General features: G+C 73.3%; 9 protein-coding genes. 4 read left to right on the forward strand and 5 right to left on the reverse strand.

The window, feature by feature from the left end; translation table 11 throughout:
• Positions 1–30 precede the first annotated feature (30 nt).
• Positions 31–2,028 (reverse strand): HEAT repeat domain-containing protein, encoded by a 1,998-nt coding sequence (locus tag AQJ91_RS19725; RefSeq protein WP_067023106.1) that lies wholly within the window; start codon positions 2,026–2,028, stop codon positions 31–33.
• Between the two features lie 142 nt (positions 2,029–2,170).
• Positions 2,171–3,826, reverse strand: a complete 1,656-nt coding sequence (locus AQJ91_RS19730; RefSeq protein ID WP_067023109.1) for an acyl-CoA dehydrogenase family protein — start codon at positions 3,824–3,826, stop codon at positions 2,171–2,173.
• A 74-nt stretch (positions 3,827–3,900) separates the two neighbouring features.
• Here AQJ91_RS19730 and AQJ91_RS19735 point away from each other — a divergent pair, with 74 nt between their 5' ends.
• On the forward strand, positions 3,901–4,659 hold the full coding sequence (locus tag AQJ91_RS19735; protein ID WP_067023112.1) for a PaaX family transcriptional regulator C-terminal domain-containing protein: 759 nt from the start codon (positions 3,901–3,903) through the stop codon (positions 4,657–4,659).
• A 91-nt stretch (positions 4,660–4,750) separates the two neighbouring features.
• On the opposite strand, the gene AQJ91_RS19740 is transcribed toward AQJ91_RS19735, so the two are convergent.
• Entirely contained in the window at positions 4,751–5,530 is a 780-nt protein-coding gene (locus AQJ91_RS19740; RefSeq protein ID WP_067023116.1) for a pectate lyase, read from the reverse strand.
• Between the two features lie 33 nt (positions 5,531–5,563).
• Positions 5,564–6,544, reverse strand: coding sequence for a pectate lyase family protein (locus AQJ91_RS19745; RefSeq protein ID WP_067023119.1), 981 nt, complete (start codon positions 6,542–6,544; stop codon positions 5,564–5,566).
• A gap of 304 nt (positions 6,545–6,848) precedes the next feature.
• Between AQJ91_RS19745 and AQJ91_RS19750 the strand changes: the two genes are divergently transcribed.
• The 3 genes from AQJ91_RS19750 to AQJ91_RS19760 all read left to right on the forward strand — a co-directional run bounded on the left by AQJ91_RS19750 (position 6,849) and on the right by AQJ91_RS19760 (position 13,101).
• Positions 6,849–8,162, forward strand: a complete 1,314-nt coding sequence (locus AQJ91_RS19750; protein WP_234382581.1) for an extracellular catalytic domain type 1 short-chain-length polyhydroxyalkanoate depolymerase — start codon at positions 6,849–6,851, stop codon at positions 8,160–8,162.
• Positions 8,163–8,328: 166 nt separating this feature from the next.
• Positions 8,329–8,775: a hypothetical protein gene (locus AQJ91_RS55720; RefSeq protein WP_234382583.1), complete on the forward strand. Its 447-nt coding sequence runs from the start codon at positions 8,329–8,331 to the stop codon at positions 8,773–8,775.
• Between the two features lie 9 nt (positions 8,776–8,784).
• Positions 8,785–13,101 carry a cation-translocating P-type ATPase gene (locus tag AQJ91_RS19760; protein WP_067023121.1) on the forward strand — a complete coding sequence of 1,439 codons (4,317 nt, stop codon included), beginning with the start codon at positions 8,785–8,787 and terminating at the stop codon, positions 13,099–13,101.
• On the opposite strand, the gene AQJ91_RS19765 is transcribed toward AQJ91_RS19760, so the two are convergent.
• Positions 13,102–14,181 carry an NADH:flavin oxidoreductase/NADH oxidase gene (locus AQJ91_RS19765; RefSeq protein WP_067023124.1) on the reverse strand — a complete coding sequence of 360 codons (1,080 nt, stop codon included), beginning with the start codon at positions 14,179–14,181 and terminating at the stop codon, positions 13,102–13,104.
• Positions 14,182–14,296 lie beyond the last annotated feature (115 nt).

Genomic DNA, 14,296 nt, shown 5'->3' on the forward strand with positions numbered 1-14,296 from the left:
GGGCACCGCACAGGACTTTCGAAACACCCCCTAGCGCACCGCCGGCACCGCACGGCACATCCGCAGCAGTTCCTCGTCCGCCGGGATGTCATGGCTGCCGTGCCCGCCGGACCGGGCCGTGTGCCGTCGCGGCGCGGCGAGTTCGGCGTCCACCAGGTCCCGCAACGGGCCGCCTGCCGCACCCAGGGCGACCAGGCAGGCGGCGATCGTGCCCCGGGTGTGTGGGTGCTCCGTCCACGCGGAGCGCAGTACGGGAATGACCGGTTCTGTGTCCCCGCCGATCCGCCACACGGCGCACGCGGCCGACACCCGCTCTCCCACCTGGTCCGTCACCGTCATGCGCCGCAGCGCGGGCAGCGCGGGACGCGCCGACGGTCCCAGCCGCGCCAGGAGCTCCGCCGCCTCTCGGCGCCGACCTGGGCCCTCACCTGCCAACTCCCGGATCAGGACGGGCAGGACGGCCGACGCGTCCCGCTCCACCGACCACAGGGCCCCGGCGGCCGCCGACGGGTGGCCGCCGGCCAGCAGCCCGCGCAGAGCGGGTTCCGCCGCCCGCGCGGGCGGCCCGATCGAGCCCAGCGCGCGGACCGCGAGCCCTACGAGCGCGTCCTGCGGTGGCACGCCGTTCAGTAGCCGCAGCACCTCCGGTACGGCCTCCTCGTCCCGCAGGGCCGCGAGCGCCGACAGCAGGGGCACGGCGCGGGCGGACGCCTCCGGGGAGCCGGGGACCACGGAGCCGAGCGCGCGCCGTACCGCGGGCGCGAGCGGGGCCGCGGCCCCGCCCAGATGCCCGACCACCTGCCCCATGTCGTCGGGCACCACCGGCCCCTCCAGTATCTCGGCCAGCACCGGCACCGCCCGCGGATCCCCGCTCCTGGCCAAGGCCTTGAGCGGGGCGCCCAGTATGGCTGACCCGTGCCGCCCGCACTGGCGTACCCAGGCGGCGGGGTTGGCGGTCACCAGCGCGTTGAGATGGTCGGCGGCGGGTGCGGCCAGTTCGAAGAGGTCTTCCAGGACGGACACGGCCGCCTCGCACAACCAGCTCTCCTCCCCGCCCAGTTGGGCGCCGATCAGCGCGACCGGCTCGCGGTAGTCGGCGCGCCACTGGCGGAACAGCCCCGCGGACATCCACACCGCGTTGCATCGGTCGGTCGGGTCCGGGCTGGTCAACTGCCCGTTCAGCAGGGCGATCCGGTCGGTCACCCGGCCGTCGAGCGCGGTGTGGAGGGTGCGCAGGAGGTGCGAGCCCTCCTCGTCCGAGGGCCGCAGCCGGCCGACGAGCGTGTCCGGGCCGGGACGGCCGGACCGGCACGGCGGGGCCGTCCGCCGCGCGGACCGCTCCCGCTGCAGTCGGACCACGGTCGGCACCAGATCGGCCGGAAGACGCTCGGGGGCGCAGCCCGCGAGCTGCCCGAGCGCGGCGATCCGCAGCCCTGGACCGTACGGCGGGGAGCTCTGTACCGCCAGGAGGCCGACCGCGTCGGCGGCGTGCTCCGGATACCGCCGGGCGAAGAGCCCGAGTCCCTCGGTGAGAGCGAGCATGACCCGGTCGTCCCGCTCCACCGTGATCCGCTCCCGCAACAGCCTCAGCACCCGCACCGGTTCACCCAGGAACAGTACGAGCGCCCCCGGAGCCGCCTGCCGGACCCCGGCGTCCGCGTCCCCGGCCAGTTCGGCGAAGACCTCGGCGCCCGCACACACCGCGGCATGCGCCGTCGCCCATGCGCCGTCGGTGGTCTCTCCCCGACCTTCGCCCTCTGCGCCGATGCTGACCAGCAGCTCCACGATGCAGCCCCGGTCCCGCACCTGGGCGCTGCCCGCGAGCGCGAACAGAAACGGAACGCAGGCGAGCGTCGAGTCGTACACGTCTCCCTGGTGGTGCACGGCACCGTACATGCCGTCGAGCGCGACCTCCCGCTCGGCGGGGTCGGTGGACGCCAGTCCTCTCAGCAGTCCGGGCACGTCCTCCGCACTGCCGTACGCATGCCGCATCGAGGCCCAGTCGACCTCGTCGATCCCCGTGAACACGTTGTCCTCCCCAGGCGAAGTGCAACCTGATCGTGAGTGTGCACCACGGCACTGACAACGAAGCGGAATCGAGCGGTGACGGTGCGCGAGCCGTCGATACGGCGGTGAGGATCGGCCACTTGACCGCGCACCGCCCGGAGGCTCACCCTCCGGCGGGCAGCGCGCGTCCCAGGATCGTGCCGGTGTCGGCCGCGTCGGGCAGCGTGCCGAACGCGTGCCCCCAGTCGCCGCCGAGCCGAGTCGCACAGAAGGCGTCGGCGACCGCGGCCGGGGCGTGCCGGACGAGGAGGGACGCCTGCAGTGTCAGGGCCATCAGTTCCACCAGCCGCCGGGCACCGGCCTCGGACCCCGTGGCCAGCAGCCCCTTCAGCCGTGTCACGGCGGCGTCCAGCCGGGCGTCCGCCCCCTGCGCCAGGGCGAGTTCGCCGAACAGCGCGTCCGCGGCGCCGGCCTCCCGGCTCAACGCCCGCAGGACGTCCAGGGCGTTGACGTTCCCCGAACCTTCCCAGATCGACAGCAGCGGAGCCTCACGGTAGTGGCGGGGCATGCCCGACTCCTCGACGTAGCCGTTGCCGCCCAGGCACTCCAGGGCCTCCGCGGTGAAGGCCGGGCCCCGCTTGGTGACCCAGTACTTGCCGACGGCCGTGGCGATCCGGCGGAACGCCGCCTCACCGGCGTCCCCGCGCACCGCCCGGTCCGCCGCGCCCGCCAGCCGCAAGGTGAGCGTCGTCGCGGCCTCCGACTCCAGCGCCAGGTCGGCCAGGACGTTGCGCATCAGCGGCTGGTCGATCAGCCGTGCCCCGAACGCGCTGCGGTGCCGCACATGGTGCCCCGCCTCGACGAGCGTCTTGCGCATCAGCGTCGCCGACATCATCACGCAGTCCAGCCGCGTGCAGTTGACCATCTCGATGATGGTCTTCACGCCCCGCCCCTCCGGGCCGACCAGCCAGGCGACGGTCCCGTCGAACTCGGGCTCGGAGGAGGCGTTGGACCGGTTGCCCAGCTTGTCCTTGAGCCGTTGGATGCGGAAGGTGTTGCGGCTGCCGTCGGGCAGGATCCGCGGCACGAAGAAGCACGACAACCCACCCGGTGCCTGCGCCAGCACCAGGAACACGTCGCACATCGGCGCCGACGTGAACCACTTGTGCCCGCGCAGCGTGTACACGCCGGGCTCGGCCGTGGGCGTGGCCGCCGTGGTGTTCGTCCGGACGTCGGAGCCGCCCTGCTTCTCGGTCATCCCCATGCCCGCCAGCAGACCCCGCTTCTCGGTCGGCGCGCGCAGGACGGGGTCGTACTCCCTGCTGGTCAGCAGGGGCTCGTAGACCTTCGCCAGGTCCGGCTCGGCACGAAGCGCGGGGACGGCGGCGTACGTCATCGACGTGGGGCAGCCGTGCCCGGCCTCGGTGTGGCCCCACGCCAGCCCGCCCGCCGTACGGGCGACATGGGCGCCGGGCCGCTCCTGCGCCCAGGGCGCGCCGGCCAGCCCCTCGGCGACCGCGGCACGCGTCAGGCGGTGCCAGCTCGGGTGGAACTCGACCTCGTCGACGCGATGGCCGTACCGGTCGTGGGTGCGCAGCTCGGGTTCGTGCCGGTTGGCCTGCTCGGCCCACTCCTGGGCCTCCTCGCTCCCGGCGCTGCGGCCGAGCCGCCGGATGTCCTCCTCGGCCCAGTCGGCGCCCTCGCGGCGCAGCCCTTCCAGGAGGGCGCAGTCCGCGGAAGCGTCGTAGGGGGCGAGGGGAGGGGGCTGGTTGGTCACGTCGTGCGTGGCGCAGTGGGCGTGCTCGGGTGTCGGGGTCATACGTCGAGTGTTGCATTTTCTCTGCGATCGCAGCAATCGTGCAACACGAAATCCGCCACGTACAGTACGTGGCCATGCGGATGAACATGACCGGGTGGCCCGGAGAGATCGAGCTGCGCCCGCTGTCCGCGCGGTCGGTCGTCCTGAGTCTGCTGCTGGGCATCCATCCACCCGAGCTGCCGGTGAAGGACCTGGTGCGCGGTGTGGAGCCGTTCGGTGTCGGCGGGTCCACGGTGCGGGCCGCGCTCAGCCGGATGGTGGCCGCCGGTGATCTGCGCCGCACGGACGCCGTCTACCGGCTCAGCGAACGCCTACTGGAACGCCAGCGCCGCCAGGACGACGCCGTGCACCCCGACACGCGCGCGTGGGACGGCGACTGGGAGATGGTCGTGATCACCGCCACGGGGCGTGGCCCCGCCGAACGCGCCGACCTGCGCGCCCGCCTGACCGGCCTGCGGCTCGCCGAACTCCGCGAGGGCGTCTGGCTGCGCCCCGCCAACCTGCGCCGCGCCCTGCCGGACGCCCTCGACGAGGTGGCCGAGCGCTGCACGACCCGTCCCGAACGCCCGGCGCGCGAACTGGCGGCGCGCCTGTGGCCGTTGGACGCCTGGTCCGCCACGGCCCGCGCCCTGCTCGCGCATGCTGCCGGGGCCGATCGTCCCGCCGACCGCTTCACGGCCTTCGCGGCCGCCGTACGCCACCTGCTCACCGACCCGGTCCTGCCTCCCGGACTGCTCCCCGCCGACTGGCCGGGGGCGGAACTGCGCGCCGCGTACGCGGACTACCAGCGGGAGGTCACCGCTTTGGTACGCGCGCGTGGCGGCCGGGAATGACCGGGAACGATGCGGCGGCCGTGCGAAGCGCCGTGCGGGTGCGCTTCGTACGGCCGCCCTCACCGTGGGGGGGGGGGGTTGGCCCGAGGGACTACCTGTAGGTGATGTCCGAGCTGGAGTACAGGCAGTTGGTGCTGTCGGGGCCCGTACCGACCGCGGTGTTGTTGTTGTACTTCTGGCAGGGGATGACCTTGCGGCCGGAGTCGTTCAGGATCGTGATGCCGCGCAGGGTCGCCACGTCGTTGCGGTTGACGTTGATGCCGACGAGCCGCGCGGTGGATCCGGTGCCGGTCACCTCGATGTTGCTGAGGTTCACCTTGCGCGTGTACTGCGTGGAGCAGTCGCCGCACGAGCGGTACAGCGTCTTGAACTCGCTGACGGCGAAGTTGGAGATGTTCACCGTGCCGGGCCCGTTGTGCTGGAAGACCTTGTCCGCGGCCTTCTTGGCGCCACCGCCGATCACGTTGTACGTGGAGCCGCCACGGAAGGTCGCGGCGTCCTCGCCGACGTCCTCCCACCACACGTTCTGCAGGGTGCAGTTGCCCTCGCAGTGGATGCCGTCGGCGCCGGGCGCGCCGATGATGACGTTCTTCAGCGTCGCGCCGGCCGCGAGCTTGAAGATCGGGTCCTGGCCCTCCTCCTGGCCGTCACCGGCCAGGTCCCCGGTGCCGTAGAACTTCTTCATGCCGTAGTCCTTGGTGCCGGACACGGAGATGGTGGAGGAGGTCCCCTGGCTGCCGTTGGGCGTCGGCCAGGTGGCGGCGCTCGCCGGCGGCGCGATTGTCGTGATCATGACAGATGAGAGGGCGAATGCGGCCAGGGTGCCGGTCAGTGCGCGCCGGCGGGCGCGCGGGATTGCTGGGGAAGTCATGTCCCGATGCCTTCTTCCAGTTGGGGGGGGTGGTCAGAGCTTTCCGGCGCCCGCGCCGGACGTCACCGAGGCGACGACCGTCGAGGCGGACTCCGCGGTGTAGCTGTAGGGCGGCGCGGTGAACGAGCCGACCCGGGAGATCTCGGTCGCGGCCCCGCCGAGATCGTTGCCGCGCAGGTTGGCGTACCCGTCGACGTCACTGCTGCGGTTCGTGGTGACGGCGACCTTCGTGTCCCGGAAGACGTTGTTCTCCACGAGCATCTGGGCGCCCATGCGCGAGTGGCAGGCGGTCTCCGCGCCGGTCACGTGGTTGTTGTAGAAGTGCCCGGTGCCGAAGCGCAGGCTGGGGATGCGCGAGTAGACGTTGCTGAACTGGTTGTGGTGGTACGTCACCTTCAGGTGCCCGGTGTCCTCGCTCGCGTTGTTGTCGCTGTGACCCACGAGCGAGCCCTTGAAGTGGTCCTTGAAGGTGTTCCAGGACACCGTGACGTTGTCGGCGCCGTGATTGATGTCCAGCAGGCCGTCGTAGTAGTCCTTGTCGTGGCTGCGGTCGGCCGAGAAGGAGTTGTGGTCGATCCACACCTTCGTCGACGCCTCGACGGTGACGCCGTCGGCCGGTGCGACCGGCTTGCTGATGTTCAGGTTGCGGATGACGACGTTCGTGACCCTCTTCAGCCGCAGCCCGCCCCCGGTGAACCCGGACGACGAACCGGCGCCCAGCACCGTGGTGTTGGAGCCCACGTCGACCTGACCACTCAGTGAGATCAGGCCGTTGACCCTGACGACCTTGGCCGTGTTGCCGGTCACCGCCGTCTTGAAGGCGGCCAGCGTCGAGACGGTGACCGCCGAGGCGCTGCCCCCGCCGGTCGTGCCGGCGCCGAACCCGACCGGCGAGGTTTCGGCCGCCCCGGCCGACTGGGGGAGAGCGAGGACGGCCACCGTCGCGAGAGCGGCCGAGGCGGCGGCCGCCAGTGCGGTTCTCGTCGGGTGTGCACGTGGGGGGCGAGTACGCATGCGGGTGCGTCCTTTCCGGAGAACTTGCCGATCATGTACATGAATCATGTGCGCTAATTGGAACGCCTTCGCGGGCGGAATGGCTCTTTTGCGGCTCTTGCGGTGTGGCTCGGTCACACTGCTGAACGGAACGTAGGGGGCAAGCGCTTTCTAGTCAACGCTTTGCACAGAGCGCATTCGGCCAGTCCTGGTGGGAGGCAAGGGCTCTCTCCCGCTTGTGTGGGAGCGCTTCCATGGCAGGCGTGTCCATGTCACGATGCCCTTCCCGGACGGTTCCGAGCCGACCCCACGAAGGGACAAGGACGTGCCGACCACTGCCCGCAACACCCCGAGGAGACCACTGCGTACGCTGCTGGTGGCCCTGGTGTCGCTCCTCGCGGCCGCGTTACTCACCGCCCCCGCGGCCGCCGCCCGCACCGAGGCCACCGACGTGGTCCCCACCGCGACGCTGACCGAGGTCACGGACTTCGGCACCAACCCCAGCAACCTGCGGATGTACCTGTACGTGCCGGACAGCGTCACCGCGAACCCGGCGGTCGTGGTCGCCGTGCACTGGTGCACCGGCTCCGGCCCCGACATGTACAACGGCACCGAGTACGACACCCTCGCCGACCAGTACGGATTCGTCGTGGTGTACCCGTCCGTCACCCGCAGCAGCAAGTGCTTCGACGTGGCCTCGCCGCAGGCGCTGAAGCGCGACGGCGGCAGCGACCCGGTCGGCATCAAGTCCATGGTCGACTGGGTCACGCGCACCTACGACGCCGACACCAGCCGGGTCTTCGCCACCGGCATCTCCTCCGGCGCGATGATGACCAACGTCCTGCTCGGCGACTACCCCGACGTCTTCGCCGCGGGCGCCGCCTTCTCGGGCGTCCCCTTCGGCTGCTTCGCCACCACCGACGGCTCCGAGTGGAACAGCGCCTGCGCGAACGGCACCGTGACCCGCACCCCGCAGGAGTGGGGCGACCTGGTGCGGGGCGCCTACCCCGGCTACACCGGACCCCGGCCGCGCATGCAGCTGTGGCACGGCACCGAGGACGACGTCCTGCGCTACCCCAACTTCGGCGAGATGATCAAGCAGTGGACGAATGTCCAGGGCGTCGCCCAGACCCCGGCCGCCACGGACTCGCCCCAGTCCGGCTGGACCCGCACCCGCTACGGCGGCATCGGTGACCGGGCGCCGGTCGAGGCCATCAGCCTCCAGGGCGTCGGCCACAACCTGTACAGCTACGGCATGGCGGCCCGGGCCCTCACCTTCTTCGGCCTGGACAGCGGCGGCCCCGCACCCCAGCCGCAGCCCGGCGCCTGCAAGGTGACCGCCACCACCAACGCCTGGAACACGGGCCTGACCGCCTCCGTGACGATCACCAACACGGGCACGACAGCGATCAACGGCTGGCAGCTCGGCTTCACCCTGCCCGCCGGCCAGACGATCACGAACGGCTGGGGAGCCACGTACACGCCGGCCTCCGGCGCGGTGACGGCGACCAGCGCCTCGTACAACGGCACGCTCGCCCCGGGGGCGAGCGTCAGCGTCGGCTACCAGGCGAACCACACCGGGAACAGTGCGGCGCCGGGCGCCTTCACACTCAACGGGACGGCGTGCACGACCGGTTGACCCCCCCGGATCGTCGTGTGGGCCGGGGGCACGCGCCTCCGGCCACCGCGGTCTTCCCGGCCGACGCGGCCGGTCCCGCCACCGGTCACCCCCGGGGCGGATGACACCTCGTATTGCGGGAACCCGGTCCGCACAGAAGGCGATGTCACACGAGGTGGAGCGAGTCATGGAAACGCAGCAGCCGTCGTCGACGACCCTCCCCGAGCCGCTGCGCACCGCGGCCTCGGCGCTGCGGAGGGTGCCCGGCGCGGAGATGGTGGGCAAGGCGGCCGAAGGAACCCTGGACAAGGTCGGAGTCGTGTCACCGCGCGGGCGGCGGATCGCTGTGTACACCGGGGCCGGAGTGCTCGGCGTCGCGGGTGTCGTCGAGTGGCCCGTCGCCCTCACGGGCGCGGCCGTGGCATGGCTGACCCAGCCCAGGCCGGGGGAGAAGAAGAGCACGTCCGGCGCGAGCGGGGGCACGTCGTCCGGGACGCGCGCCAAGACGTCCGCGCCCCGGACCAAGAAGTCCACCAGCAAGAAGTCCACCAGCAAGAAGAAGACGGCCTCCGGCCGCTCGACATCCACCGGCCGCGGCGGATCGACGGCGCGGCGCGGCAGCACGGCCGGCTGAGGGCGAGCGATGGTTCTGGGACTGCTCACTCGTCCGGCGGCCGCCGCGGCCGGGCTGGCCGCGGCCGGGCCGCGGCTGCTCGCCAGAGGCGCCGCGCCCGCCGTCGGCGTCGCCGCCGGAGCGGTGGCCGGGACGGCACGGGCCGGCGTACGCAGCGCGGACACCGCGCTGCGTGTCGTGCGGGTCGCCCGCAACACGCTGCCCGTCCACCCGCACCCCTGGCGGTCCGGTACCCGGGCACACCTCGCCCTGCGGCCCGAGGCGCCGGACCGGGTCCGGCGGGAGGGCGGGACGGAGCGCGCGGCGCGCCGGGTCGCCGCGGCGCTGGCGGAGCGGCCCGATGTGGCCCTCGCGTACTGGGACGGCGGGCTGGGGCGGCTGGTGGTGGCCGCGAGCGAGGAATCCGTCACCGACCGGGTCGTGGCCAAGGCGGCCGAACTCGCCGCCCGGCACGGTCTGGCCCAGCCGGACGAGGCGGTGGAGGAGCCCGCGCACCCGGCCGATCCCGCCGGGGCGCGGGCCGCCGCTACGGCGCTCGCCGCCGACGCGGCCGGCATCGCGACCGCGTTCGCCGGATACGCCCTGCGCCTGCCGCCCTCGCCGCGGGCCGTGACCGCGCTGGTCACACTGCTGCGGGAGAATCCGTGGTTCCGCGGCTGGCTGCGGGCCCGGATCGGCCGCTCCCGCATGGACATGGCGCTGGCCGTCGCCAACGCGGCCGCGCACGGTGTCGGCCGGAGCCCGACCTCCCTGGTGCTCGACGGGACACTGCGCGGCCTCCAGCTGGCGGAGACCGTGGCTCGCGCGGCCGCGTTCGACGCGGTCCACGACGAGATCTGTGTGCCGGAGCACGGCAGTGTGCCCGCGGACCACTGCCCGCGCCCGCCGTTGCGCACCTCCCCGGCCCAGGAATACGCCGGGCACGCCGAGACCGGCAGCCTGGTGGGCGCGGTGGTCACCCTGCTGGTCAAGCACGACGGCACCGAGGCGGCCGAGGCCGTGCTGGCCGGCTCTCCCAAGGCCGCGCGCTACGGGCCGGCCGCCTTCCACGCCGTACTGAGCGCGGCCCTGTCCCGCTCGGGTGTCCTCGTCCGCGACACGGAACGGCTGCGGCAGCTGGAGATGGCCGACACGGTCGTCCTGCATCCGAGCGCGCTGCGCACACCAGGCGCGGGCGCGGATCCGTGGGCCGAGGCCGTGCTGGACGCGGCACGGCGTGCGGGGCTGCGCGTCGTGATGGTGGACGACCCGGCCCTCGCCGACTTCACCGGGCTCGCCGACCAGGTGGTGCGCGACGAGCGGTCCCTGAGCGACGTCGTACGAGCTCTGCGCACCGAGGACACCGTCGTCGTCACGGTCGCCCGCCCGGCGGCGGACGACGAGGACACCCTGACCGGCCTGCTCGCAGGCGACGTGGCCGTCGCCCTCACCGACCGGGACGGGGCCGCCGTATGGGGTGCCGACGTGCTCGCCCTGCACGGACTGGCCGACGTATGGCGGCTGCTCAAGGCGGTCCCGGCCGCCCGCGGGGTCGGCCACCGGTCGCAGACCCTGGCCCGGTCCGGTGCCACGCTGTCCGGGCTCCTCGTGGCCGTCGGCAAGTCCGGGCGCCGCACACCATGGCCCGGTCTGCGGCACACACCGGTCGACGCGAGCGCGGCCTGGGCCCTGCTCACCGGGACCCGGGCGGCCCTCGGCGTGGCGGCGGCCCGCGCCCCGCACCCCAGGCCACGCGTCGCCTGGCACGAACTGGAGCCCACCGAGGTCCGCGACCGGCTGGCGCACGAGCGGGCCCCGGAGCCGACCCTGGCCGAGGAGGCCACCGGCCGGGTACGGGAGATGGCCCGCACCCTGGGCCGGCAGCCCGTGCTGGCACCGCTGCGTGGGCCGTGGCAGCTCGCCCGGGCCGTACGCGGCGAGCTCGACGACCCGCTCACCCCGGTGCTGGCGGTCGGCTCGGCCGCCGAGGCGATCCTCGGCTCCGTCGTGGACGCCCTCCTGGTCGTCGGCGCACTCGACCTGAACGCGCTGATCGGCGGCGTACAGCGGCTGCGCGCCGAGCGGGCGCTGTCCGGGCTGCTGGCCGAGCAGAAGCAGAAGGCCCGCGTGACCGACGAGGAACCGCCGGCCCGACCGCACCTCGTGGACGCGGCCAAGCTCCATCCGGGCGACGTGATCGAGCTCCGCACGGACGACGTGGTCCCCGCTGACGCCCGCCTCCTGTCGGAGGACGGCCTCGAAGTGGACGAGTCCGCGCTGACCGGGGAGTCACTGCCGGCCGGCAAACGGACCGACCCGACTCCACACGCCGCCGTGCCGGACCGCCGCTGCATGGTGTTCGAGGGCACGACCGTGGTGGCCGGACAGGCCCGGGCCGTCGTCGTGGACACCGGCAAGCGGACCGAGGCCGCCCGGGCCGTCGCCCTCGCCGCCCGCCGGCCACCGTCCGCCGGAGTGCAGGCCAGGCTGCGGGAGCTCACCGGCAAGGCACTGCCGTTGACGCTGGCGGGCGGAGCCGCGGTGACCGGATTGTCACTGCTCCGCGGCACGCCGATCCGCCGGGCCGTGAGCGGTGGTGTCGCGGTGGCCGTGGCCGCGGTCCCCGAAGGGCTGCCGCTGGTGGCGACCGCGGCACAGCTGGCGGCCGCCCGCAGGCTGAGCCGGCGCGGCGTCCTCGTCCGCGCCCCGCGCACCCTGGAAGCGCTGGGCCGGATGGACACCATCTGCTTCGACAAGACCGGCACCCTCACCGAGAACCGGCTGCGCCTGGTGCGGGTCACCGACGCCGACGGCACGGTCCACACGCCGGACGAGGGCGGTGCCACGCTGCGGGTCGCGGCCCGCGCCTGCCCCCGGCCGAACGGCGCCTCGGACCGGCCCGTGCACGCCACCGACGAGGCCGTCCTGGACGCCGCCGCCCCCGACCCGGAGTGGACCCAGACCGAGGACCTGCCCTTCGAGGCCGGGCGCGGTTACGCCGCAGCCGTCGGCCGGGCCGGGGACGACGCCCCCGTACTCGTGGTCAAGGGCGCCCCCGAGACGGTGCTGCCCGCCTGCCCCGGCCTGCCCCCGGCGGCATCGGAAGCGGCACAGACGCTGGCCCGCGACGGACTGCGCGTCCTGGCGGTGGCCCACCGCCCGCTGGACCCGGCGGACAAGGCGTCGGACGTCCTCGAACAGCCCCTGGAGGAGCTGGAGTTCACCGGCCTGCTCGCACTCGCCGACGTACCGCGCGACACCTCCACGGCCCTCGTCCAGGGCCTGCGCAGGGCAGGCGTACGGCCCGTCATGCTGACCGGCGACCACCCGCAGACCGCCCAGGCGATCGCCGCCGAACTCGGCTGGCCCAAGGACACCGGCGTGGTCACGGGCGACGAACTGGCGTCCGCGGACCGCGAGGCACGCGCCCGGATACTGCGCGACATGGGCGTCGTGGCCCGGGTCGCGCCCGAGCAGAAGCTCCAGGTCGTCGAGGCGCTGCGGGACGCGGGCCGGGTGGTCGGGATGGTCGGCGACGGCGCCAACGACGCCGCGGCCATCCGCGCCGCCGACATCGGCGTCGGCATCAGCGCCCGTGGCTCGGCCGCCGCCCGCAACGCGGCCGACCTCGTCCTGACCGACGGCGACCTGACCGTCCTGATCGAGTCGGTCGCCGAAGGGCGGGCTCTGTGGCACAGCGTCGCCGACGCCATCGCCATCCTGATCGGCGGCAACGCCGGCGAGGTCGGCTTCGGCATCCTGGGCACCCTCCTGTCGGGTGCGGCGCCCCTGTCGACCCGCCAGATGCTGCTCGTGAACCTGTTCACGGACCTGTTCCCGGCGATGGCGGTGGCCGTGACACCGAAGGAGGCCGAGGACACGGGGGAGCCGGACACCGAATCGCCGGAGGCGGCGTCCTTCGCGGAAGGCACCGAGCCCCTCGGCACCTCGCTCCTCGGCGCCCCGCTGATCCGCAAGATCCGCCACCGTGCCCTGACCACCACCCTGGGCGCCACCGCGGCCTGGCTGTTCGGCCGCTTCACCCCGGGCACGACCCGCCGCTCGACCACGATGGCCCTGTGCGCGGTGGTCGGCACCCAGCTCGCCCAGACCCTGGCCGACCGCCGGGGCAGCCCGCTGGTGCGCGTCACCGCCGTCGGCTCCGCGGCCGCCCTCTTCGTCCTGGTCGAGACGCCCGGCCTCAGCCACCTCTTCGGCTGCACACCGCTCGGCCCTCTCGCCTGGGCCGGCGTCGGCGCGGCGATCGCGCTCGCGGTGTCCGGGCAGCGTGCCCTGCCGTACCTGGAGCGGATCCTCCTGCCTTACCTGCCCGACCGGATGCGGTGATCAGACGGAGCGGTGGTACTGATCCGGCACATGGACGTCGGCGCCGAGTTCGCGCGCCGCGAGACGGGCGAAGGACGGGTTGCGCAGCAGCTCACGGCCGAGCAGCACCGCGTCCGCCTCACCGTTGGCGATGATCTTCTCGGCCTGTTCGGCGTCGGTGATCAGACCCACCGCGGCGACCGGCATCGGCGTCTCGGCCTTCACACGCGTGGCGAACGGCACCTGGTAGCCGGGGCCGACGGGGACGCGTACGCCGGAGGCGTTGCCGCCGGTGGAGACGTCGAGGAGGTCGATGCCGTGGGCGTGCAGGTCGGCGGCGAAGCGGACCGTGTCGTCGGCGGTCCAGCCCTCGTCCTCCAGCCAGTCGGTCGCCGAGATACGGAAGAACAGCGGCTTGTCGTCCGGCCACACCGCCCGTACGGCGTCGACGACCTCGAGCGCGAAACGGGTGCGGTTCTCGTACGAGCCGCCGTACTCGTCGGTGCGCCGGTTGGAGTGCGGGGAGAGGAACTCGTTGATCAAGTAGCCGTGGGCGCCGTGGATCTCGGTGATCTCGAAGCCGGCGGCCAGGGCACGCCGGGCCGCGTCGGCGAACTGGCCGACGATCTCCTGGATCCGAGCGACCGTCAGCTCGGTCGGCACCGGGTGCCGCTCGTCGAACGCGACCGCGCTCGGCGCCAGCGACTGCCACCCGTGTGCCTCCGGGCCGACCGGCGCGCCGCCCTTCCAGGGCTGGTCGGTCGACGCCTTGCGGCCGGCGTGCGCCAGCTGGATCGCCGGCACCGTGCCCTGCGACACAAGGAAGCGCGTGATCCGGCGGAACGCCTCGACCTGGGTGCCGTTCCAGATCCCGAGGTCGTACGGGGAGATCCGGCCCTCGGGGCTCACGCCGGTGGCCTCGACGATGATCAGACCCGTGCCGCCGGCCGCCCGCGCCGCGTAGTGCGCGAAGTGCCAGTCATTGGGGGCGCCCATGTCAGGGCCCTCCGGTGCGGCGGAGTACTGGCACATCGGCGGCATCCACACCCGGTTGGGGATCGTCACGTCGCGCAGGGTGTAGGTCTCGAAGAGCGCGCTCACGGCATACTCCATTTCGTCACGGGACCGGTGGTCGACTCGTACGATAGGCATCGTAGTACGAGAGATGTCAAACTACGAGAGGTCTCGTACAATGAGTTGTCCCGACGAAGTGGAG

The organism is Streptomyces dysideae (genome assembly GCF_001514305.1).
Lineage (GTDB): Bacteria > Actinomycetota > Actinomycetes > Streptomycetales > Streptomycetaceae > Streptomyces > Streptomyces dysideae.